This is a genomic window from Mesorhizobium sp. M0243 (assembly GCF_040321775.1).
In the GTDB taxonomy this organism is placed as follows: Bacteria; Pseudomonadota; Alphaproteobacteria; order Rhizobiales; family Rhizobiaceae; genus Mesorhizobium.
The window spans coordinates 102,320-123,379 of record NZ_JAMYSF010000003.1 but is presented as its reverse complement, the minus strand read 5'-3'; the positions used below and the strand labels follow the sequence as shown (position 1 = coordinate 123,379).

Genomic DNA, 21,060 nt, shown 5'->3' with positions numbered 1-21,060 from the left:
CGGTGTTTATTCGACGGAGGTCCGAATGCCGGGTGCAACGACGCACCGACGCATGCAACTGGATGATCTATCCATTTTCTATCGCGAGGCAGGGCCGCCAGAAGCACCTGTCTTGCTCTTGCCGCACGGCTATCCCTGCTCTTCGTTCCAATTCCGCCGACTGATGCCGGCGCTCGCCGACCGCTGGCGAACGATTGCATTCGACTGGCCGGGCTTCGGATACAGTGGCACACCAGATCCGGCCGCCTTTGGCTATGATTTCGACGCCTATTCCGACGTGCTTTCCAAACTTGCCGGTGAATTCGGTCTCGAACGCTACGCCTTGTGGCTGCATGATTATGGCTCGCAGATAGGACTCCGGCATGCGATCTCGCACCCGGAGCGGATCAGCGCCCTGATCATCCAGAACGGCGACATCTACGAAGACGTGCTTGGACCCAAATACGCCACGATCAAGGCTTGGTGGACCGACAAGTCGCCCTACAAGCACCGTCCGCTCGAGGCCGCCGTGAGCGAGGACGGGTTCCGGGGCGAGTTCATCGGGGAAGTGGCTGACGACGTTGCAATCCGCGTGCCGCCCGATCTCTGGAGCCTTCACTGGCCATTGATGAACACGCCGGTTCGTCGGCAGATCGCCGTCGGTCTGATGGAGAAGCTGGAAGCCAATCTCAATTGGTTTCCGCGTTACCAGGCTTATTTGCGTGAACACCACCCGCCCACGCTGATCGTTTGGGGGCCAGAGGACGGCTATATGCCCGCGGCGTCGGCGCGGGCCTATAATCGCGATCTGCCCGATGCGGAACTGCATCTGATCGAGGGGGCGGGTCACTGGCTGCTCGAGACACATTTCGACGACGCGCTGCCGCTGGTCCGCGATTTCCTGGCTCGTGTTCACGCCTGATCTCACCCGGCGTCGCTTGCTGCGCTCAGTTGTTGTCCCCTGTCTGAAGGAGAACCTCATGCCGACCAAACCGACCATCGCGCGCATCTGGCGCGGTCGCACCCGCCGCGACGTCGCCGACGCCTATGAGCCATACCTGCGTGCCGAGGGTATTCCGCCCCTTGAGAAGACGGCGCTTGGCGTCCAATTGCTGCGCGAAGACCGCGATGCCGAGACGTGGTTCACAACCATCTCGTATTGGGCCGACATGCAAGCGATGACGGCCTTTACCAGAGGCGAACCGACCAAAGTCCATCATCTGGACCGCGATGCCGAGTTCCTGATCGAGCTGCCGGAGCGGATCGACATCCACCGGATACTTGTCGATCGTCAGGGACTGCGCTGAGCGGCGAATCTGGTGGTTCGCAATCTCGCCTTCTTCGCGGTGATGTCGCTGATCTGGGGGCTGACCTGGGCGGCGATCAAGCTCGGTCTCAATGACGTGCCTCCGCTACTGCTGGCGGCGGCGCGCTATTTGCTGACCGCCGCGCTTCTGGCAACAGCGGTGCGTGGAGCCGGCGCGGCATTCGCCCACGGGCGAACGGGGCGGACGGTGGTCTCGGCATTGCTGGTCAATACCGGCACCTACGGTCTGCTTTTCTGGGGAATGCAGCACGTGCCCTCGGGATTGTCGGGGCTGGTCAACCTGGCGCTGATCCCGATCCTGCTGTTCGCGATTGCCGCATTCACCGGCGAGGAGCGACCGACCTGGCGCCACGCTTCCGCGCTCGCTATCGGCAGCATCGGGCTGGTTGGGCTGTTCTGGACGCGGCTTGGCGCGGGAAGCGGTTCGAGCGGCATCGGGCTCGCTGCGATCGTCGTTGCGACCGCCTGTTATTGCTTCGGCAGCGTGGTTTCGCGCCCGCTGGTGGGCGCGGTCAAACCACTGGCGCTGACAATGGTCCAGGCTGCGATCGGCGGTGTTGCACTGCTTGCGCTGTCGCTCGTGCTGGAGCCGATCTCGGGTGAGACGCTCGAGGCGCTGCACACGCCGGCCGCCATCGGCAGTCTGCTGTTCCTGTCGCTGTTTGGCACGATCGTCGCCTATACGCTCTATCTCGTGCTGATGCGTGATTGGGGCACCGTCCGTGCCGGGCTCTACGCCTTCGTTTCGCCGATCGTCGCTTTAGCGGCCGGAGCCTGGCTCTTCGGCGAGGCGGTCGGCTGGGCTGAAATCGCCGGTGCGATCCTCCTGCTGGCGGCGGCTGCGATCGCGCTGCTCGGGCCGCCAGGCGAAAATCGCGGGTGACCGCATTGTCGGCCGATCTCCTTGGCTTGCCGGTCTCAAGTGGTGAAGCGATGGCCCGCAATCCGTCCGCAGCTATCGCCGCCCGAAAAGCCGTTCGATATCCGCCAGCTTGAGTTCGATGTAGGTCGGGCGACCGTGATTGCAGGTGCCCGAGCCGGGCGTCGCCTCCATCTGCCGCAGCAGGGCATTCATCTCCTCGGCCTTGAGCAGGCGGCCGGAGCGCACAGAGCCGTGGCAGGCCATGGTCGCGGCTATTTTGTCCAGCCGCTCCTTCAGCGTGTCGACCGTGTCGTTGTCGGCGATCTCGTCGGCGAGGTCGCGCACCAATTGCCCGACATTGGTCTCGCCCAGCATCGACGGCGTCTCGCGCACCGCGACGGCGCCGGGGCCGAAGCGCTCGATGCCGAGACCGAAGCGGGCCAGCGTTTCCGAATGCAGCGCAAGCCGCTCGGCATCCTCCTCCGGCAGGTCGATGATCTCGGGCAGAAGCAGCATCTGCGAGGGCACCGGGCGCGAGTGCAGCGCATTCTTCAGCGCCTCGTAGACCAGCCGTTCATGCGCCGCATGCTGGTCGACGATGATGAGCGAATCCCTGGTCTGGGCGACGATGTAGTTCTCATGCACCTGGGCGCGCGCCGCGCCCAGCACCGCGCCGAGCAGCGTCTCGGCCGCTTCATCCTGCCCTGCGCGTGCATCGGCGCTATGCTGCGGACCGGCATCGAAAGCCGCTTGCTCGTTTTCATGCAAGCCGCGCTGCTGGAAGCCCGCACCCTCGAAACCCATATCGAGCGGCCGCTGCGACGACCGGGCGGGATCGAAGCCGGACGGACCCGAGGCGCGGTAGGCCGCGTCGTAGCTGCGGTGGCCGTTTGCCGCTCCACCGTGGCCGTAGGATGCGGCCCCTGGCCGGAACGCCGCCATCATGCCGGCGGCCCCCGTGGTGGCGGCGCGGACGCCGGCATCGGCCAGTGCCTGTCGGATTGCCCCGACGATCAGTCCGCGCACAAGGCCGGGATCGCGGAAGCGCACATCGGCCTTGGCTGGATGAACATTGACGTCGACGATGGCCGGGTCGAGCGTCAGGAACAGCACCGTCACCGCATGGCGGTCGCGCGGCAGGACGTCGGCGTAGGCACCGCGTATGGCGCCGGCGATCAGTTTGTCGCGCACCGGGCGGCCGTTCACATAGGCATATTGCTGCAGCGCGTTGGCGCGGGTGAAGGACGGGATCGACACGTGGCCGGTCAGATGCACGCCTTCGCGCATCGCGTCGAGGGCAATAGAATTGTCCGGAAAGTCGGCGCCCATCACCTGGGCGACACGGCGCAGGCTGCCTTCCGCGCTGTCATCCGCCGCCGGCAATTCCAGCGTCGAGCGGTCCGAGCCGGCCAGCGTGAAGCGCACGGCGGGGAAGGCGATGGCGATGCGCTTGACCACATCGCTGGTGGCCGAGCTTTCGGCGCGCTCGCCCTTCATGAACTTTAATCGGGCCGGCGTTGCGAAGAACAGGTCGCGCACCTCGACCGTGGTGCCGCGATTGGCCGCCGCCGGCCTGACAGGCAGGACGCGGCCACCCTCGATGCCGATCTCGGCGGCGCTGTCACTTGCTGCCGTGCGCGAGCGGATCGAAAGTCGCGACACCGAGCCGATCGACGGCAGCGCTTCGCCGCGGAAGCCCAGCGAGCGGATGTCGTTGATATCCTCGGTGAGCTTGGAGGTGCAGTGTCGTGCGATCGCCAGCGCCAGCTCCCGTTCGGGAATGCCGGAGCCGTCATCGGTGACGCGGATCAGGTTCAGCCCACCGCCGGCTGTGACGATCTCGACGCGCGAAGCACCGGCATCGAGCGCATTCTCGACCAGTTCCTTGACCACGCTCGCCGGACGCTCGATGACTTCGCCGGCGGCGATCTGGTTGATCATCGTTTCGGAAAGCTGGCGGATGGGCATGGCGCCACTATAGGCGGATTCGACGCCGATGAGAAAGCATTCGATGTCGGCGGAATAGCGATGATGCTGGCGGGACAGCACCCCCCTCTGGCCTGCCGGCCATCTCCCCCGCAAGGAGGGAGATCGGATGTCGCCACGGCTTTCGCCAATCTGCAGCGCTGCAGGAAGGGTGGCGAGGCTGGAACTGCCAATCTCCCCACTTGCGGGGGAGATGTCCGGCAGGACAGAGGGGGGTGCTGTCCCGCCGACTTCCAAGGGACAGGGAGGCACTGCCCCTCACGCCTGAGCCGCCAGCCAGTCTCGCACCTTGCGGGCGTTGTCGCTGAGTTCCCGGTTCTTCGGCCAGACGACATAGAACGCCTTGCCGGTCTTCAGCACATGATCCGTCACCGGCACCAGCAAGCCCGACGCCAGCAACCGCTCGGCGAGGTGCCGCCAGCCGAGCGCGATGCCTTGGCCTTCCATGACGCCCTGAATCACCAGGCCGTAATCGTTGATGCGCAGGCCGCGCGCGGTATCGCTGAGATTGGCGCCCGCCGACTGGAACCATTCGTCCCAGCTGGCCGCCTCGCGATACGGCTCCTCCAGATGGATGAGGCGGTGCGTGGCCAGTTCGGCAGCGGATTTGGGCAGGCCGAACTTTGCCGCATAGCTGGTGCCGGCGACGGGAAATATCTCCTCGTCCGCCAGCGGCAACGAGTGATAGTCCGGCCAGTCCCGCGGCGCGCCGCCGCGCACGCCGAGCGGAATGCCTTCGGCGATGATGTCGAGGTCGCGGTCGGCGGTCTGGATACGCAGGTCGATGCCCGGCAGTTCGTCGCGGAACTGCTGCAGGCGCGGCATCATCCAGAACGAACCGAACGCGGTCGAGGCGGCCAGCGTGACATGACCGCCGGTCGCCTGCAGGCGTAGATCCTCCGCCGATTTGCGGATATGCGAAAGCCCAAGCGAGACATCGGCATGGAAGCGCTCGCCGGCCTCGGTCAGGAGAACCTGGCGGTGGCGGCGCTGGAACAGCTTGGCGCCAAGCTGCTCTTCCAGCCCGCGCACGGCATAGGAGACGGCGGCCTGCGTCATGCCGAGCTCGCGGCCGGCGGCGGTGAAGCTCGAAAGCCGCCCGGCCGCCTCGAAGACGATCAGGCTGCCGGCCGAGGGCAGGAGGTGGCGCAGGCTTCGCATAAGCTGAGCTTATACAAGAGATCAGGATTTTCCAGCGTCACATCACCATTTTGTCGCGCTAGGCTCCTTCATGAGTGGAATGGAGTTGCCATGAACGCACCGGCCCCTGAAGTGACCGAACATGCCAACCGCCGCAGTGGCGGCCGCCTGGGGCGCAAGGCGCTGCGCGGAGCCCCCGTAACGTCGTTCCCGACCCTGGTCCGCCAGATCCCCGTCTACCAGATGGTCCCCGATGAGGCGGTCGAGCTGATCCACGAGGAGTCGCTCCTGATCCTCGAAGAGGTGGGATGCGAATTCCGCGACGACGAGGCTATCGCGCTGTGGAAGGCGGCGGGCGCGGATGTCTCGGAAACTCGTGTGCGGATCGACCGGGCCCTGCTGATGGAGCTGGTATCGAAGGTCCCGTCGGAGTTCACGCTCAATGCGAGGAATCCGCAGCGTACGGTGCGGGTGGGCGGCAACAATACCATCTTCGTGCCGATGTATGGCGCGCCTTATGTTCGCGATCTCGACAACAACAGGCGCTACGGCACGCTGGCCGACCTCAACAATTTCCACAAGCTCGCCTACATGGCGCCGGCGCTGCATTCATCGAGTTCGGTCATTTGCGAGCCGATGGAAATCGCGGTACCGAAGCGTCACCTCCACATCATCCATTCCGCGCTTAAGCATTCCGACAAGCCGTTCATGGGCATCGTCACGTCCAAGGAGCGGGCGGAAGACACGATGGCGATGGCAGGCATCGTGTTCGGCGAGGATTACGTCCGCGACAATCCGGTCCTGGTGTCGATCACCAACTGCAATTCGCCGCTGGTGTGGGACGCCACCATGCTGGACGCGATGAAGGTCTATGCGCGAAGCAACCAGCCGCTGATCCTCGCACCCTTCGCACTGTGCGGCGCCTCGACTTCGGCGTCCGCCGTGGGCGCGGTTGCGCAGGTCAATGCGGAAGCGCTGGCGGGCGTCGCCTTCACGCAACTGCTGCGCCCAGGGTCGCCGCAGATCTACGGGCAGTTCATGGTCACGGTGGACATGAAGACCGGCGCTCCGATGGGCGGCACGCCCGAGGCGGCGCAGATGATGTATCTGATGGGAGCCTTGGCGCGGAAATACCGGCTGCCGTGGCGCACGTCCGGCTTTCATGTCGGGTCGAAGCTCAACGACGCCCAGGCGGGTTACGAGGCGAACATGCTGATGCATGCCGCCATCCTCGCCGGCGCCAACTACATCTGGCACTCCGCGGGATGGCTCGAGGCCGGCCTGACCTGCGGCTATTCGAAATTCGCCACCGACTGCGAACAGCTCATCGGCTGGTACAAATATGCCGGCGGTCTGCCGTTCGACGATTTCAAGGAAGCCATGGCGGCCATCCGCGAGGTGGGACCGCAGGGCCATTTCCTCGGCACCCAGCATACGCTCGAACATTTCGAATCCGCCTTCTTCATGCCCTCGATCATGGACTTCAATTCGTTCGAACAGTGGAAGGCGGAAGGGGCGAAGGACCACGACACGCGCGGCCGCGAGAAGGCGCGCAACATGCTGGCGGATTACGAGGAGCCGAAGCTCGATGAAGGCATCGCCGATGGCCTGATGGATTTCATCGCGCGGCGCGAGGAGAGGCTGCCGGACAGCGTCAGTTGACGCGAAGAACCAAGATCAAGGGAACCAGACGGGAGGAAAAAATGGCATTCTTCAGAAGCAGTGGCGATCGCGTGCCGAGCGCTATCGAGGCAATGGCGGTCGAAGCACGCGCGGGTCGTGTCGACCGGCGCGAGTTCCTGGCGCTGGCAAGCGCCTTCGGCGCATCGACGGCGCTTGCCTATGGCATGATCGGTCTTGCCGTGCCGGATCGGGCCTTGGCCGAAGAGCCGAAGAAAGGCGGAACGCTGCGCGTCTCGATGTCGGTGAAGGGACAGAAGGATCCGCGCACTTACGACTGGGTGGAACTGGCGAACATTTCGCGTTGCTGGCTGGAGCCGCTTGTCCGCTATACCAGGCAGTTCACCTTCGAGCCGGTTCTGCTCGAAAGCTGGGATATCAATGACGACGCCACCGAATATGTGCTGCATGTGCGCAAGGGCATCACATGGAACAACGGCGATGCCTTCAACGCCGATGACGTCGCTCACAATCTGACGCGCTGGTGCGAGAAGAATGTCGCCGGCAATTCCATGGCCGCCCGTGTCGGCGCGCTGATCGACACAAAGACCGGCAAGGCCAGGGATGGTGCGATCACCAAGGTCGACGACAACACGGTCAAGCTGAAGCTAAGCGAACCAGACATTTCACTGATCCCGAATTTCACCGACTATCCGGCGCTCGTCGTCCATCGCAGCTTCGATGCCGATGGTGCCGATCCGATCAAGAAGCCGATCGGCACGGGACCGTTCGAACTGGTCTCCTACGATGTCGGCCAGAAGGCGGTCGTCAAGCGTCGTGAGAATGGCAAATGGTGGGGTGGTGAAGCGCCGCTCGACAGCGTCGAGTTCATCGACTACGGCACCGATTTCAACGCCACCGTTAACGCGTTCGAATCGGGTGAGATCGACCTCAATTTCGAGTCGCCCGCCGACTTCATCGACATTCTCGACAAGATGGATCTGGTGAAATCGGAGGTGGCGACGGCGACGACGCTGGTTGCGCGCACCAACATTACCCACAAGCCCTATGACGACAAGCGGGTGCGCAACGCCCTGCAAATGGCCGTCGACAACAATGCGGTCCTCCAACTTGGTTACGCCGGGCGAGGCACCCCTGGTGAAAACCACCACGTTGCCCCGATCCATCCGGAATACTATCCGCTGCCCAAGAAGACACGCGACGCCGCCGGCGCCAAGAAGCTGATGGCGGAAGCCGGACAGGCTGACTTCGAGCATGAGCTGATCACCATCGAGGACGATTGGCAGAAGAATACCGGCGACGCCATTGCCGGCCAGCTGCGCGATGCCGGGATCAAGGTGAAGCGCACGGTGCTGCCGGGTTCGACCTTCTGGAACGACTGGACGAAATATCCCTATTCGATGACGATCTGGTACATGCGCCCGCTTGGCGTCCAGGTGCTGGCGCTCGGCTATCGCACCGGCGAGGCCTGGAATGAATCGGCATATTCCAACCCCGATTTCGACGCCAAGCTCAAGCAGGCGCTATCGCTCATCGACGTGGAGAAACGACGCGAGGTCATGAAGGATGTCGAGCAGATCCTGCAGGATTCGGGCGTCATTATTCAGCCGTTCTGGCAGAAGCTCTACAGCCACCAGAACAAGAAGGTGAAGAACTATGGTGTCCACCAGACATTCGAGATGGACCTTCAGAACGTCTGGCTGGACGGCTGAAACAAGGCGCTGCAGGACTTCATGAGCCGCAAAAAAGCCGATATGCAGGATACGTGGTATTGATAGGCTCAAGCCATCAAAAGCCGGAGATTCTGCATGAGACTGACAGTGCTCGTTGCCGCCCTTTCGATAGCCCTGCCGGCCGCCGCCGTCGCCGGACCGGCGTCCGATGCGGTGAAGTTCTTCTATGTCCCGGCGGTCAAGTTCGAGGCCGACGAACAATATCGGGACCGGTTCACCGAACCGGTGACGAAACTGTTCGAGTTGAACGACCAGGCAACGAAGAAGAACCCGGACCAGGTCGCCTGCATCGATTTCGATCCTGGTCTCGACGCCCAGGATTTCGATCAGAAAACCGTCTCGAAAACGCTGAAACTGTCTGAGAAGCTGGATGGCGATAACGCACAGGTCACGGTATCCTTCAGCCTGTTCTCCGAGGGCGATGATTCCAAACGTGAAATGCTCTGGTCGCTCAAGAAGATCGACGGCAAGTGGAAGATATCGGACATCGCTTCCAAGACCAGCGACTGGACGCTCAGTGCGCTGGAATGCATGGCCGGCCAGACGCCGGAGTGAAGCGATGGCCCATCGCCGGTTGCTGGCCCTGTCGGGTGTGTGTCTGCTGGCGGCTCTGAGCGGCGCCGCCGCGCAAGGCCTGTTGGGTGCGCCGCCGGCTGACGCCGCGCCGGGCGACAGCGGGGCTCCGCCCGCAAATGCACCCGGAACCGGAGTGGAACCGGCAACGCCGCCTGTTGGATGGTCGCCAGCCGAAGCCGCGCCGGCCGCACCGATCCAGCCGGGCTCGCCGACCGCTGTGGTGCGGCCGTTTTACGATCAGGTCGGGCTGGAGATCGATCCAGCCGAGCGAAGCCATTTCATCGACCCGGCCAAAACCGTGCTCGACAAGAGCGACGCCTTGCGCAAATCCGGGCAGGGCGAGTGCCTCGACCCCAACATGGCGCTCGATAATGCCGATTACGACAAGGCCGAGATCGACAAGAGCCTGAAGACGCTCGAGGCGATCAACGGCGACCAGGCCAAGGTCATCGTCGCCTTCGTCATATCGGGCAACCCGCACCGGCTGGAATGGAAATTCAAGAGGGTCGACGGCGACTGGAAGATATCGGACCTGCTGTCGGTGACCGGCGAATGGGCACTCAGCCAATATCAGTGCGAATGATGGGCGAGCTCAACCCCGCCCGCGATAGGGCGCCACCCCGGTGTCGGGCAGCCAGGCGCCTTCGGGCGGAGCGCCCGTTTGCCAGAACACATCGATCGGAATGCCGCCGCGTGGATACCAATAGCCGCCTATGCGCAACCACAGCGGCTTGGTTGCCGCCACGATGCGGCGGCCGATCATGACGGTGCAGTCTTCATGGAAGGCGCCATGGTTGCGAAACGAGGTCATGAACAGCTTGAGCGACTTCGATTCCACCAGAGCCGCATCGGGTGCGTAGTCGATGACGATATGGGCGAAGTCCGGCTGGCCGGTGACGGGGCACAGCGAGGTGAATTCCGGACAGGTGAAGCGCACGATCGCCGGCGGTCCGTCACCACGCGAAAACGGTACGGTCTCCAGGACCGCTGCTTCGGGGCTTTGTGGCGTCTCGACGTGCGCGCCGAGCTGGGTGAGAGTTTTGGTGTCGATCATGGGCGCAATCCTTGTCGCATGCGCCCGGAGTGCGTGCGGGACGACATGCTTGAAAACGAATTTTGCCGCTCATTAGCACAATTTGAAACCGCAGGAAGACGATGACCAGCAACGATCCGCTTCTCCAGCCCTACCAGCTCAAACATTTGACGCTGAAGAACCGGGTCATGTCGACCAGCCATGAGCCGGCCTATTCCGAGGACGGCATGCCGAAACAGCGCTACCGGCTCTACCATGCAGAGAAGGCCAAGGGCGGCATGGCGCTGACCATGACCGCCGGCTCGGCGATCGTCTCGCGCGACAGCCCGGCCGCCTTCGGCAATCTGCATGTCTATGACGACAGGATCGTGCCGTGGCTGGCCGAGCTCGCCGACGCCTGCCACGAGCACGACTGCAAGGTGATGATCCAGATCACCCATCTCGGCCGCCGTACCGGCTGGAACAAGGCCGACTGGCTGCCGGTGCTCTCGGCCTCGCCGGTGCGTGAGCCGGCGCATCGCGCATTCCCGAAGACGATCGAGGACTGGGACATCGAGCGCATCGTCGCCGACTATGCTTCAGCCGCCCAGCGCTGCGAGGCCGCCGGCCTCGACGGCATCGAGTTCGAATCCTACGGCCATCTGATGGACGGCTTCTGGTCGCCGGCCACCAATCATCGCGACGACGAATTCGGCGGCTCGCTGGACAATCGCCTGCGCTTCACCAACATGGTGCTCGATGCCGTGCGGGCAGCTGTCGGCGACAAATTCGTCGTCGGCATCCGCATGGTCGCCGACGAAGATTTCGAAAAAGGCCTGTCGAAGGCGGAGGGGATCGAAATCGCCAGGCGGCTGGCGGGCTCCGGCAAGGTCGATTTCCTCAACATCATTCGTGGCTCGATCGAGAGCGATGCGGCGCTGACCAAGGTCATCCCGGTAACCGGCATGCGCTCTTCGCCGCATCTTGATTTCGCCGGAGAGGTGAGGGCGGCGACGAAATTCCCGACCTTCCACGCGGCGCGCATATCCGACGTGGCCACCGCACGCCACGCCATCGCCACCGGCAAGCTCGACATGGTCGGCATGACCCGCGCCCATATCGCCGATCCGCACATCATCAAAAAGGTGATGGAGGGGCGCGAGCATGAGATCCGCCCGTGCGTGGGCGCCACCTATTGTCTCGACCGCATCTATGAGGGCGGCGAAGCGCTTTGCGTCCACAATGCCGCGACCGGCCGCGAGGCCGAAATCCCGCATATCATCGTCAAGACCGAAGGACCGAAGCAGAAAATCGTGGTCGTCGGAGCCGGCGCCGGCGGGCTGGAGGTTGCGCGGGTCGCGGCCGAGCGCGGCCACAAGGTGATGGTGCTTGAAGCATCGAGCCAGGCCGGCGGCCAGGTGCGATTGGCGACGCAGAACCCGCGCCGCAAGGAACTGATCGGTATCATCGACTGGCGGCTGGCTGAACTCGACCGGCTCGGCGTCGAGATCCGCTACGACACTTGGGCGGAAAAAGACGATGTCCTGGCGCTGTCGCCCGATGTGGTGGTGGTCGCTACCGGCGGCCTGCCGCAGAACCCGCCGCTGACGGCCGGCGACAACCTTGTCACCTCGAGTTGGGACATCATGGCCAGCAGCGTCAAGCCGGCCGAAAATGTGCTGCTCTATGACGACAATGGCGGCCATCAGGGCATGGGCGCCGCCGAACTGATCGCCAATGCCGGCTCGAAACTCGAGCTTGTATCGCCGGAGCGTTTCTTTGCCCCGGAAATGGGCGGCATGAACCATGTGCCCTATATCAGGGCCTTTCAGGAAAAGGGCGTCACCATCACCATCAACACGCGGCTGCGTTCGGTGCGGCGCGAGGGCAATCAACTGATCGCAGAGCTGGCTTCGGATTTCGCCGATGGCTGGCGCGGCGAGCGCAGGGTCGACCAGGTGGTGGTCGAGCACGGTACGCTGCCGCTCGATGATCTCTACCTATCGCTAAAGCCTCTGTCGAAGAATGGCGGTGCGGTCGACTACGAACGGCTGGTGAGTGGTGGCGACATCTTTCCCAAGCGCAATCCAGAAGGCGGCTTCGTGCTGTTCCGCATCGGCGACGCGGTCGCCTCGCGCAACATCCACGCCGCCATCTATGACGGCATCAGGTTCGGCTTGCGTATCTGAAATTAGCTATTGCGAGGATCGGTGGCGCGCGGTCGGACCTGCGTACGAGAGCCCGTATACTTCGGTCTGGCCGCGCGCCCGCACGTCATTGGCTCGTCGCCAGACAACGTACGATTCTGTGAGCTTGTGCTGCGTGGGCGGCGCTCAAAACATTCTGGCCGTGGCCATGCACAGCACGGTCAGCACCAGCAGCCCCCCTGCGATGCGCTCGCCTCTTGTCATCTTCGCGCGCAACTGGCTTTCCGTTGCCGCATCGGCACCGGCAAGCTGCCTGCTGGCTGAGCCCACCAGCGCGCCTTGCACGCCGGCGGCGATCAGGGCCGTCACGATGCCCAGCGCCAGCACCTTCTCCATCGAGCCGAAAACGCCCTCGTGAAAGAAATACCAGAGCAGTATGCCGGTCAGGAAAACCAGACCGGCAGCGCCCATTTGCGGCCGGAAGAACCGTTCCGCCCGGATGTCCGGGTCACGGCCGACCGCGATCGTCGTACCCGCCCAGAATACACCTGCCATGACATGAAGGCCGATAACGACGATGTAGACATATTGCATAACCGGATTTCCTCTTTAGCCCGCCATCTCTCGGTAATTAGATATCAAATGGTTAGATGTCAATGTATAAGTCGCGCCAGTTCCATCCGTGCATGACACCGTCTAGTGTCCTGCAATGACACCCTTCGAACGCCCGCCAGTCGGCATGAATCTCGGACGAACCGCCAAGCTGGTTGCCCAGGCCTTCGACGCTGCCCTGGTCGAGGCCGGTGGCACGCTGCCGGTCTGGCTCACTCTGCTGTCGGTCAAGTCGAGCAAGCTTGCCAATCAGCGTGAACTCGCCGGCATGATCGGCATCCAAGGCGCGACGTTGACCCACCATCTCAACGCGATGGAGGCGCAGGGCCTGCTGACGCGCCGCCGTGATCCCGTCAACCGCCGGGTTCATCTGGTCGAACTGACCGCGGCCGGAGAAGCGATGTTCGAGACATTGCGTAAGGCTGCGCTTTCCTTTGACAAGCGGCTGCGGGTCGGACTGTCCGACGAGCGGCTGGCGGAGTTCGCGCAGGTGCTGGCCGTGTTGCGGGCGAATGTGGGATGATCTTGGGGGGATCGACAGGCCTTGTTTGATCCGAGTTGCTCTGCTATATGACCACTCTAGTCATTTTGGAGCAAGCTATGCGCGAGATTCAGTTGAAGGATGCCAAGGCAACACTTTCAGCGGTGGTCGATCAAGCCGTCGCCGGGACGCCTGCCGTCATCACCCGTCACGGGCGCAAGCAGGCTGTCATTCTGTCTTTCGAAGACTATGAAAGGCTTTCGCGCGTGCCAAGTTTTGGACAATTGTTGGCGGCCTTCCCTGGTGACCTTGGCGATATTCCGCCTCGTTCCCGCAAACCGGCTCGCAAGGTCGCGTTGTAACGCGGTCGATGTTTCTGCTGGATACCAATATCATCTCGGCAATGGCGCCGTCCAAGAAAGCGGATCGGCATGCATTGGCGACTTGGCTCGACCAGGCGAGCAACCATCTGTTCCTGTCCGTTGTCACCGCATCCGAAGTTGCCGCTGGAATAGCGAAGGCCGAACGTGAGGGTGCGACAACAAAGGCGAACTCGCTGCGCGGCTGGTGGCAAGCGGTTCAGCACCTTTATGGAGAAAGAGTGCTTCCCTTCGATTTGCGCGCCGCGCATGCTGCCGGACTAATCCTGGATCGGGCGAGGGCGCACCGGCCTGGATTTGAAGACATAGCGATCGCTGCCACTGCCGAGGTTCATGGTTTAACGATACTGACGGACAACGAGCGTCATTTCGCGCCACTTGGTGTGCCAATGCTCAATCCGCTGAAGAGCTTGCCGTCTTTGCCGGCTCAGTCGTCGTAGCCCTGGATTGTCCCAAAAGTGTAATGGCGCAGCTTCAGAGCGGTGATCAGGTTTGTCAGCTTCGTCTTGCCGTCGAACGCGTTCTGGAACATCTCGTCATGCATCAGCAGGATCAGCTTGCCGGGCTTGACGAAGCGGCCATAGCCGAACAGGTGATCGATCTCGCTGACCAGATGATCGACGCTCTGCACCGGCTCGCCGTTGTCCTTGTGCACCCATTCATGGTCCCAGCCGTAGAGATAGAAGCCTGAGGCCGCGACAAACTCGTAATCGGGCTCTTCACGCCCCTCCTGGGCGAGGCCAAGCGAAGTGTCGTTCTTCGACATGGAGGGCAGCCTGAACACGTCGCGCCCCGGCAGTCTTGCATGCACCAGGGGCTTCAACCCGAGCACCGCGTTTGCCCGTACCATGTCGGCGACGACACCCTCGGTGTCGCCGTAAAAATGCCGGTAGTGATTGTAAGCATGGCTGTAGCTGTGGTTGCCGAGCGTCACCAAAGGAAGCTGCCTGGCACGCTGGACGAGCGCTCTGTTGGCGGCGCTAGCCTGTGCGTGCATGCCGACCATGAATAGGGTTGCAGGAACCTGCTCGGCTTCCAGCACATCGAGGATGTTGCTTGTGCCGTTCAGCGGCCCATCGTCGAAGGTAAGATAGATTATGCGATCGGCCCCTTGGGCGGGAACCGCAAAAATCAAAAGCGCCGCCAGCACAAACCGAAACGGTGTCATCGGCCCCGATATCCGGTTGCGATCACGACAAGGCCGCCATGTCCACAACGGCTTGTCAAGGCGAGCCGGTGCATGTCGCCCAAAAGTGCGCAGCGGTTTTGGGATAACGACATGCACAAACAAAAAGGCAAACCTATGCCAGGCTTCCTTGCAGCACCGTCAGCTTGGCCTTCTTGGGCATGCGGGCGGTCAGCCATTCCAGCGCCTTGTCGTGCGGCATCGGGAAGGCGATGGAGTAGCCCTGCACCTGGTCGCAGCCGATCGCCATCAGCGAATTGAGCTCGGCCTCGGTTTCGGCGCCCTCTGCGACGATCGAGATGCCAAGGCCACGCGCCAGCTCGGTGATGGCGCGGACGATCTTCGAGTTGTCGCCATTCTCATGGATGTTCTGGACGAAGCGGCGATCGATCTTCAGCCGGTCGATCTCGTTCGGGTTGACATGGCTGAGCGAAGCATAGCCGGTGCCGAAATCATCGAGTTCAAGATGGACGCCGGCTGCCCGGATGTGCCGCAGCTTGGCCGCGATGCCCGTCTTTTCGTCATCGAGGATGACGGATTCGACGATTTCCAGCGACAGTTTCTGCGGCGGCAGCCCGGCCTTTTCCAGCGTCTCGAACAAAAACACATCGAAGTCGTGCTCGCGCAGCTCGGTGCCGGAAACATTGACGGCAAGCCGTCCGAAGGCAATGCCGGCGCGATTCCATTCGGCGGCCTCGTTGATCGCCTTGGTGATGACGATGCGGCCGATCTCGGGCATGAAGCCGCATTTCTCGGCGACCGGAATGAACTCGCCGGGCGGGATCATGCCGCGCTCCGCATGGTTCCAGCGCACCAGCGCCTCGATGCCGCTGATCGTGCCGTTGGTCAGCGATACCTGCGGCTGGAAATAGACCTGGAACGCCCGCTCGGCGATGGCGACCTTGATGTCGTGCTCGAGCTGCTTGCGATAGTCGAGTTCGCGGCGCAGCTCCTCGGAGAAGAAGGAGAAGTTGCCGCCACCAAGCTTCTTGGCGGAGTAAAGCGCCAGATCGGCATGGACCAGCAAATCCCCAGCATTGTCGGCGTCGATCGGATAGACCGCGATGCCGGCGCTGGCGCCTGGGAGAATGGTCGTGCCCTGGAAGACGATCGGCTCGTTGATGTGTGCCAGGATGCGCCGCGCCAGCATATTGATGTCTTCGGTGCCGCCGGCGCCGCCGAGGATCATGACGAACTCGTCGCCGCCCAGGCGCACGCACAGATCCGACGCCCGGCAGGAATCGCGCATGCGCTGTGCCGTGACGACCAGCACATAGTCGCCGGCGGCGTGGCCGAGCGTATCGTTGATCTGCTTGAATCGGTCGAGATCGAGCTGGACGACGGCAAGGCGTTCGCGACGCCGGTGCGTGCCCTTGATCAGCGTGTCGAAATGATCGGTCAGGAACGTGCGGTTGTGCAGGCCGGTGAGGCCGTCATGCACCGCGATGAAGGCCATGGAATTGCGCGCGTCGATCAATTCATTCGTCTTGCGCAGGATGGCGTTCGACATCGGCCTAAAGATGAACAGCGCCACCAGTATGATGACGCCGATTGTGGCGTAGAACAGCGTGCGATGGAGAGCGAGCAGCTTCTCGGAGCGGTCGTCGGCGTCGGCAGTGATGCGCTGGCCGAGCGCGGCATAGCCCGACAAGGTCGCATTGGCGACAGAGGCGTCGAGATTGACGCGCTCGCCGCCGCCCTTGTAACCGCCATTGCCGCTGAATTGCGATTCATAGGCCGAGATCAGGCGGTCGCCATTGGCGATCAGCCCGACCGAGAAATAGTCGAGGTGGAAGGGCTTGGCGAAAAGGACGCTTTCGATCGACTTCGGGTCGAGCTTGGCCGGCGATTGCGGATCGGCTCCCGTCTGATCGAGCAGCAGGTCGTAGTTCGTCTCGAACTCCGCCGTTGCCTGCTTGAGCGCGCTGACCAGCGCCGGCTGCTTGTCGCGTGAACCGGCACCCGTTGCACCGGCAAGGAAGACGATGCGCTGCGACAGCGTCTTTTGCGTGCTGACGATGTCGAGCAAGTTGTGATTGTGCTGTTGGGTGGCCATCATCTGCTGCAGCAGGATGAAGGAGGCGATCACCATGGCCGCAATGATCAGCAGGGCCAGCCAATAGCCAGCCTTGATCAGCAGTATGAGCTTGCCTGAAACGGTTTGCACCGGCTGCTGCGACATTTTCGGGGGCGGCCCTCTCGCCTACGGATTCTTGCCAAAAGATTCTTGTATGAGCACCATTGAACTGCAAACGTTAACAGGACCGGAAATCGACGGCTGCCCGGAAAGGGGCAGCTGTCGAAAGATCGCGAAATGGTTATCGGCTCGTTTAGCGCCGTACCGGCATTTGAGCGGTCATCGGCCAGAACCGTTTGTCGCGGCGTCGTTTCCGCGGCTGCATGATGATCGACATCGGGGCCGCATCGTGCTGCCTGCCACCGATCCGGTCGTTTTTGCGATGGATTTTTCGCGCGGACGAGACGACAGTCAGCCCACATCAAACGAGGCCGACCATGACCGCAGCATTCCTCTCCCACATCGACAGCGAGCTCGCGGGGCTCAAATCGGCAGGCCTCTACAAGTCGGAGCGGTTGATCACTTCGACGCAGTCGGCCGAGATCGAGGTCGGCGGCGACAAGGTGCTGAATTTCTGTGCCAACAACTATCTCGGCCTCGCCGATAGCGCCGATTTGCGCAATGCTGCCAAGCAGGCGCTCGACCGCTATGGCTACGGCATGGCATCGGTGCGCTTTATCTGCGGCACGCAGGAAGAGCACAAGCAGCTCGAATCCACGATTTCCTCTTTCCTCGGCATGGAAGACACCATCCTCTACGGCTCCTGTTTCGATGCCAATGGCGGCCTGTTCGAGACGCTGCTGGGCGAGGAAGACGCCATTATCTCGGATGCCTTGAATCATGCCTCGATCATCGATGGCGTGAGGCTGTCTAAGGCCAAACGTTTCCGCTACGCCAACAACGATATGGCCGATCTCGAGGCGCGCCTGAAGGAGGCGAAAGACTGCCGCTTCCGGTTGATCGCCACCGACGGCGTGTTTTCGATGGATGGCATCATCGCCAATCTCAGGGGTGTCTGCGACCTCGCCGAGAAATACGACGCCATGGTGATGGTCGACGACAGCCATGCCGTCGGCTTCGTCGGCCAGAACGGCCGCGGCTCGGCCGAACATTGCGGCGTCGAGGGCAGGGTCGACATCGTCACCGGCACGCTCGGCAAGGCGCTTGGCGGGGCCTCCGGTGGCTACACCTCGGGCAAAGGCCAGGTGGTCGACTGGCTGCGCCAGCGCTCACGGCCGTATCTGTTCTCCAACACGCTGATGCCGGCGATCGCCGGCGCTTCGATCAAAGTGTTCGAACTGATCAAAGACGGCGATGGGCTGCGCGACAAACTCTACGACAATGCGGCGCGCTTCCGGTCGCAGATGGGCAAACTCGGCTTCACGCTGGCCGGAGCCGATCATCCGATCATCCCGGTGATGCTGGGTGATGCCAGCCTGGCGCAGGAGATGGCGGCGCGCATGCTGAAGCGCGGCATCTATGTCATCGGCTTCTCCTTCCCGGTGGTGCCGAAAGGGCAGGCCCGCATCCGCACGCAGATGTCGGCGGCCCATTCCAGCGCCGATATCGACCGCGCGGTGGAAGCGTTTGCCGCCGTCGGGCGCGAACTCGGGGTCATTTCCTGAAAGGCCGGAATCGAAAAGCGCTTCCGGATCAAGAGATTCAAGGGACAAAAGCATGTCGAACATGATGAAGGCGCTGGTGAAGGCCAAGGCCGAGCCAGGCATCTGGATGGAAGAGGTGCCGGTGCCGGAGATCGGCCCCAACGACGTGCTGATCAAGATCAAGAAGACGGCGATCTGCGGCACCGACGTGCATATCTACAATTGGGACCAGTGGGCGCAGAAGACGGTGCCGGTGCCGATGGTCACCGGCCATGAATTCGTCGGCACCGTTGCCGATTTCGGCGCTGCGGTCACCGAATACAAGGTTGGCAAGCGCGTGTCGGGCGAAGGCCACATCGTCTGCGGCCATTGCCGCAACTGCCGGGCGGGCAGGGGGCATCTGTGCCGCAACACGCTCGGCGTCGGGGTCAACCGTCCGGGCGCTTTCGGCGAGTATCTGGCGATCCCGCAGCACAATGTCGTGCCGATCCCCGATGATGTGCCCGACGAGATCGCCGCCATCTTCGATCCCCTGGGCAATGCCGTTCACACCGCATTGTCCTTTGATCTGGTCGGCGAGGATGTGCTGGTGACCGGCGCCGGGCCGATCGGCATCATGGGCGCGCTCGTCGCGCAATGCGTCGGCGCGCGCAAAGTGGTCATCACCGACATCAACCCGGTGCGGCTGGCGCTGGCCAAGAAACTCGGCGTCCAGCATGTCGTCGACGCCTCGAAGGAAAAGCTGCGCGACGTCATGCCGGCGCTTGGCATGACCGAGGGGTTCGACGTCGGCCTCGAAATGTCGGGCGCCGCCCCCGCTTTCCGCGACATGATCGACACCATGAACAATGGCGGCAAGATCGCCATTCTGGGCATCGCGCCGACCGGCTTCGAGATCGACTGGAACAAGGTCATCTTCAAGATGCTGCATCTCAAGGGCATCTACGGCCGCGAGATGTTCGAAACCTGGTACAAGATGATCGCGCTTGTGCAGGGCCCGCTGGATGTCTCCGGCCTGATCACGCACCGCATCGGCATCGACGATTTCCAAGCCGGCTTCGATGCGATGCGCAGCGGCAGTTCCGGCAAGGTGGTGATGGACTGGTAGATGCCGCCCTACCGCAGAATTCTGTTTTTCATCAGCCATTTCACGGAGCGGGGCCACGCGTGGTTCGCACCCATGCGAAGATCGGTAAACCCCTCCGAAACATGTCTCCCGGTTTCGGCGTCAAGGATGCGAATGAACATAGTATGTTCTGTTCGGTTGACGCGCGTTACGACGCCAAGCAAGGCAAGCGACGCGCCGTGCTCCTTGGCAATCGGGCCTTCACAACCAGCGCAGTTGCGCAATCCGTGCGGCGCAGCAGCCTGTGTATCCCTCGCCGGCACATCAATTACTGTAAAACCCCCAGACTGGGAGAGCATGTCCCTCGCAACTTGTGCCGATTCCGACAGATAGCGCCTGTCATATTCATCCGGGGGAATTATTCCCGCCCCGGCGCTCTTATCCTCCAATTCGAAAGGGAACACTTCGATCGACATCGGCTTTGTCTGCTGGGCCTGCGCAAATGTGCAGGTGCCTACAAGCAGCGTCACCAGGACACTTAATGTGCGAATGCTCATCGTAGTCCTCCCGTCGGTGTGATGGGCATTATACGCGGCCTGACAACGCAAATCACGATCAAATCGAAGGCAATGCTATGCTTTGGCTGTGGTGGGAGCTCCCACGCAGTCTCGCTCGAACTCTGTCGTTCAGAGTGATTGGCTTGATCTTGGACTAGCTCGGGACCAGACTGGTCTCCAATGCAGCCAGTCCGCTGGTGATCGCCGCGCGCTCTTCAGCACTTAGTCTTGCCAGCAAATCCCGTTCGAACGCCTTCGCCAGCGGCACCATCTCGCGATAGGCGGCAAGCCCCGTTCCGGTCAGCGTCAAATGTTCGATACGGCGGTCTTTTTCGTCCGGTTTTCGCGTCAGCCAGCGACGCCGTTCGAGTTCGGCGACAGCGCGCGAAACCTTTGTCTTGTGCATGGCCGACTGTTCGCCCAGCGCCGTCGCCGTCATCGTGCCACGCTGTCCGAGCCCGGCCAGCGTGCGCCATTCGGGACGCGTGAGGCCGTGACGATCCTTGTATATCCTCGAGAATTCCCGGCTGACGGCCTCGGCAAGCCGGTGCAGCCGGTAGGGCAGGAAATTTTCCAGATTGAGAATTTCAGGCGCGTCGGACGCTTCGCTCTTGATCACCATTTTTCAAAGTCGCCATTGATGGTTACATTTTCAATGGTTACAAATGAAACCAGTTTGGTCAATTGATATCCA

21 protein-coding genes are annotated in these 21,060 nt (G+C 62.4%); 13 read left to right on the top strand and 8 right to left on the bottom strand.

From position 1 onward, the window contains the following. The first annotated feature begins 25 nt into the window (after positions 1 to 25). Genes NKJ11_RS04710 through NKJ11_RS04700 form a run of 3 tightly spaced genes read left to right on the top strand, consistent with a single transcriptional unit; the run spans position 26 to position 2,189 of the window. Complete coding sequence (locus NKJ11_RS04710) at positions 26 to 901, top strand: alpha/beta fold hydrolase (protein WP_128305064.1); 876 nt, start codon at positions 26 to 28, stop codon at positions 899 to 901. Between the two features lie 58 nt (positions 902 to 959). Further along, positions 960 to 1,286 carry an antibiotic biosynthesis monooxygenase family protein gene (locus NKJ11_RS04705; RefSeq protein WP_023813566.1) on the top strand — a complete coding sequence of 109 codons (327 nt, stop codon included), beginning with the start codon at positions 960 to 962 and terminating at the stop codon, positions 1,284 to 1,286. A 12-nt stretch (positions 1,287 to 1,298) separates the two neighbouring features. Next, positions 1,299 to 2,189, top strand: coding sequence for a DMT family transporter (locus NKJ11_RS04700; protein ID WP_023813567.1), 891 nt, complete (start codon positions 1,299 to 1,301; stop codon positions 2,187 to 2,189). A 72-nt stretch (positions 2,190 to 2,261) separates the two neighbouring features. Here NKJ11_RS04700 and mutL read toward each other — a convergent pair whose 3' ends face one another. Continuing rightward, a complete protein-coding gene (gene mutL / locus NKJ11_RS04695) occupies positions 2,262 to 4,136 on the bottom strand; it encodes a DNA mismatch repair endonuclease MutL (RefSeq protein ID WP_128305109.1) in 1,875 nt (624 codons plus the stop codon). A 276-nt stretch (positions 4,137 to 4,412) separates the two neighbouring features. Then, on the bottom strand, positions 4,413 to 5,315 hold the full coding sequence (locus NKJ11_RS04690; RefSeq protein WP_127288978.1) for a LysR substrate-binding domain-containing protein: 903 nt from the start codon (positions 5,313 to 5,315) through the stop codon (positions 4,413 to 4,415). A 90-nt stretch (positions 5,316 to 5,405) separates the two neighbouring features. On the opposite strand from NKJ11_RS04690, the gene NKJ11_RS04685 reads away from it, so the two are divergent. The 4 genes from NKJ11_RS04685 (at position 5,406) to NKJ11_RS04670 (ending at position 9,827) form a co-directional block, all read left to right on the top strand. After that, positions 5,406 to 6,956, top strand: coding sequence for a trimethylamine methyltransferase family protein (locus tag NKJ11_RS04685; protein WP_013532332.1), 1,551 nt, complete (start codon positions 5,406 to 5,408; stop codon positions 6,954 to 6,956). Between the two features lie 41 nt (positions 6,957 to 6,997). Next, a complete protein-coding gene (locus tag NKJ11_RS04680; protein ID WP_023813570.1) occupies positions 6,998 to 8,647 on the top strand; it encodes an ABC transporter substrate-binding protein in 1,650 nt (549 codons plus the stop codon). A gap of 96 nt (positions 8,648 to 8,743) precedes the next feature. Then, complete coding sequence (locus tag NKJ11_RS04675; protein WP_023813571.1) at positions 8,744 to 9,223, top strand: DUF3828 domain-containing protein; 480 nt, start codon at positions 8,744 to 8,746, stop codon at positions 9,221 to 9,223. Positions 9,224 to 9,227: 4 nt separating this feature from the next. Beyond that, positions 9,228 to 9,827 (top strand): hypothetical protein, encoded by a 600-nt coding sequence (locus tag NKJ11_RS04670; RefSeq protein WP_023813572.1) that lies wholly within the window; start codon positions 9,228 to 9,230, stop codon positions 9,825 to 9,827. A gap of 9 nt (positions 9,828 to 9,836) precedes the next feature. Here NKJ11_RS04670 and queF read toward each other — a convergent pair whose 3' ends face one another. After that, positions 9,837 to 10,298, bottom strand: coding sequence for a preQ(1) synthase (queF, locus tag NKJ11_RS04665; protein ID WP_010915503.1), 462 nt, complete (start codon positions 10,296 to 10,298; stop codon positions 9,837 to 9,839). Positions 10,299 to 10,399: 101 nt separating this feature from the next. On the opposite strand from queF, the gene NKJ11_RS04660 reads away from it, so the two are divergent. After that, positions 10,400 to 12,445: an NADH:flavin oxidoreductase gene (locus NKJ11_RS04660; RefSeq protein ID WP_023813573.1), complete on the top strand. Its 2,046-nt coding sequence runs from the start codon at positions 10,400 to 10,402 to the stop codon at positions 12,443 to 12,445. Positions 12,446 to 12,589: 144 nt separating this feature from the next. Here NKJ11_RS04660 and NKJ11_RS04655 read toward each other — a convergent pair whose 3' ends face one another. Next, the gene (locus NKJ11_RS04655; protein WP_127258021.1) at positions 12,590 to 12,997 is read right to left on the bottom strand and encodes a hypothetical protein; all 408 of its coding nucleotides are present in this window, start codon (positions 12,995 to 12,997) and stop codon (positions 12,590 to 12,592) included. Positions 12,998 to 13,112: 115 nt separating this feature from the next. Here NKJ11_RS04655 and NKJ11_RS04650 point away from each other — a divergent pair, with 115 nt between their 5' ends. The 3 genes from NKJ11_RS04650 (at position 13,113) to NKJ11_RS04640 (ending at position 14,316) form a co-directional block, all read left to right on the top strand. Beyond that, the gene (locus tag NKJ11_RS04650; protein WP_128305073.1) at positions 13,113 to 13,538 is read left to right on the top strand and encodes a MarR family winged helix-turn-helix transcriptional regulator; all 426 of its coding nucleotides are present in this window, start codon (positions 13,113 to 13,115) and stop codon (positions 13,536 to 13,538) included. 77 nt (positions 13,539 to 13,615) lie between these two features. Beyond that, positions 13,616 to 13,858, top strand: coding sequence for a type II toxin-antitoxin system Phd/YefM family antitoxin (locus NKJ11_RS04645; protein ID WP_023813576.1), 243 nt, complete (start codon positions 13,616 to 13,618; stop codon positions 13,856 to 13,858). Positions 13,859 to 13,866: 8 nt separating this feature from the next. Continuing rightward, entirely contained in the window at positions 13,867 to 14,316 is a 450-nt protein-coding gene (locus NKJ11_RS04640) for a type II toxin-antitoxin system VapC family toxin (protein WP_023813577.1), read from the top strand. Here the strand turns inward: NKJ11_RS04640 and NKJ11_RS04635 are convergent. Next, entirely contained in the window at positions 14,304 to 15,044 is a 741-nt protein-coding gene (locus NKJ11_RS04635) for a polysaccharide deacetylase family protein (RefSeq protein ID WP_352442452.1), read from the bottom strand. The genes NKJ11_RS04640 and NKJ11_RS04635 overlap by 13 nt on opposite strands. Positions 15,045 to 15,177: 133 nt before the next feature. Further along, positions 15,178 to 17,244: a putative bifunctional diguanylate cyclase/phosphodiesterase gene (locus tag NKJ11_RS04630; protein ID WP_352611656.1), complete on the bottom strand. Its 2,067-nt coding sequence runs from the start codon at positions 17,242 to 17,244 to the stop codon at positions 15,178 to 15,180. Positions 17,245 to 17,576: 332 nt separating this feature from the next. Here NKJ11_RS04630 and NKJ11_RS04625 point away from each other — a divergent pair, with 332 nt between their 5' ends. After that, positions 17,577 to 18,764, top strand: coding sequence for a glycine C-acetyltransferase (locus NKJ11_RS04625; RefSeq protein WP_352611657.1), 1,188 nt, complete (start codon positions 17,577 to 17,579; stop codon positions 18,762 to 18,764). Positions 18,765 to 18,816: 52 nt separating this feature from the next. Further along, complete coding sequence (gene tdh / locus NKJ11_RS04620) at positions 18,817 to 19,851, top strand: L-threonine 3-dehydrogenase (RefSeq protein WP_352678558.1); 1,035 nt, start codon at positions 18,817 to 18,819, stop codon at positions 19,849 to 19,851. An 8-nt stretch (positions 19,852 to 19,859) separates the two neighbouring features. Here the strand turns inward: tdh and NKJ11_RS04615 are convergent, their stop codons facing one another. Beyond that, positions 19,860 to 20,366, bottom strand: coding sequence for a DUF2380 domain-containing protein (locus NKJ11_RS04615; protein WP_352678555.1), 507 nt, complete (start codon positions 20,364 to 20,366; stop codon positions 19,860 to 19,862). Positions 20,367 to 20,520: 154 nt separating this feature from the next. Next, positions 20,521 to 20,988 (bottom strand): MarR family winged helix-turn-helix transcriptional regulator, encoded by a 468-nt coding sequence (locus NKJ11_RS04610; RefSeq protein WP_352611658.1) that lies wholly within the window; start codon positions 20,986 to 20,988, stop codon positions 20,521 to 20,523. Positions 20,989 to 21,060 lie beyond the last annotated feature (72 nt).

What these genes read in the sequence shown, in the direction of transcription:
- NKJ11_RS04630 (WP_352611656.1), bottom strand. Translation starts at nt 17,244, where the DNA reads ATGTCGCAGCAGCCGGTGCAAACCGTTTCAGGCAAGCTCATACTGCTG.
- NKJ11_RS04705 (WP_023813566.1), top strand. Translation starts at nt 960, where the DNA reads ATGCCGACCAAACCGACCATCGCGCGCATCTGGCGCGGTCGCACCCGC.
- NKJ11_RS04680 (WP_023813570.1), top strand. Translation starts at nt 6,998, where the DNA reads ATGGCATTCTTCAGAAGCAGTGGCGATCGCGTGCCGAGCGCTATCGAG.
- tdh (WP_352678558.1), top strand. Translation starts at nt 18,817, where the DNA reads ATGTCGAACATGATGAAGGCGCTGGTGAAGGCCAAGGCCGAGCCAGGC.
- NKJ11_RS04670 (WP_023813572.1), top strand. Translation starts at nt 9,228, where the DNA reads ATGGCCCATCGCCGGTTGCTGGCCCTGTCGGGTGTGTGTCTGCTGGCG.
- NKJ11_RS04675 (WP_023813571.1), top strand. Translation starts at nt 8,744, where the DNA reads ATGAGACTGACAGTGCTCGTTGCCGCCCTTTCGATAGCCCTGCCGGCC.
- NKJ11_RS04650 (WP_128305073.1), top strand. Translation starts at nt 13,113, where the DNA reads ATGACACCCTTCGAACGCCCGCCAGTCGGCATGAATCTCGGACGAACC.
- NKJ11_RS04660 (WP_023813573.1), top strand. Translation starts at nt 10,400, where the DNA reads ATGACCAGCAACGATCCGCTTCTCCAGCCCTACCAGCTCAAACATTTG.
- NKJ11_RS04645 (WP_023813576.1), top strand. Translation starts at nt 13,616, where the DNA reads ATGCGCGAGATTCAGTTGAAGGATGCCAAGGCAACACTTTCAGCGGTG.
- NKJ11_RS04610 (WP_352611658.1), bottom strand. Translation starts at nt 20,988, where the DNA reads ATGGTGATCAAGAGCGAAGCGTCCGACGCGCCTGAAATTCTCAATCTG.
- NKJ11_RS04690 (WP_127288978.1), bottom strand. Translation starts at nt 5,315, where the DNA reads ATGCGAAGCCTGCGCCACCTCCTGCCCTCGGCCGGCAGCCTGATCGTC.
- queF (WP_010915503.1), bottom strand. Translation starts at nt 10,298, where the DNA reads ATGATCGACACCAAAACTCTCACCCAGCTCGGCGCGCACGTCGAGACG.
- NKJ11_RS04685 (WP_013532332.1), top strand. Translation starts at nt 5,406, where the DNA reads ATGAACGCACCGGCCCCTGAAGTGACCGAACATGCCAACCGCCGCAGT.
- NKJ11_RS04710 (WP_128305064.1), top strand. Translation starts at nt 26, where the DNA reads ATGCCGGGTGCAACGACGCACCGACGCATGCAACTGGATGATCTATCC.
- NKJ11_RS04640 (WP_023813577.1), top strand. Translation starts at nt 13,867, where the DNA reads ATGTTTCTGCTGGATACCAATATCATCTCGGCAATGGCGCCGTCCAAG.
- NKJ11_RS04635 (WP_352442452.1), bottom strand. Translation starts at nt 15,044, where the DNA reads ATGACACCGTTTCGGTTTGTGCTGGCGGCGCTTTTGATTTTTGCGGTT.
- mutL (WP_128305109.1), bottom strand. Translation starts at nt 4,136, where the DNA reads ATGCCCATCCGCCAGCTTTCCGAAACGATGATCAACCAGATCGCCGCC.
- NKJ11_RS04655 (WP_127258021.1), bottom strand. Translation starts at nt 12,997, where the DNA reads ATGCAATATGTCTACATCGTCGTTATCGGCCTTCATGTCATGGCAGGT.
- NKJ11_RS04615 (WP_352678555.1), bottom strand. Translation starts at nt 20,366, where the DNA reads ATGAGCATTCGCACATTAAGTGTCCTGGTGACGCTGCTTGTAGGCACC.
- NKJ11_RS04625 (WP_352611657.1), top strand. Translation starts at nt 17,577, where the DNA reads ATGACCGCAGCATTCCTCTCCCACATCGACAGCGAGCTCGCGGGGCTC.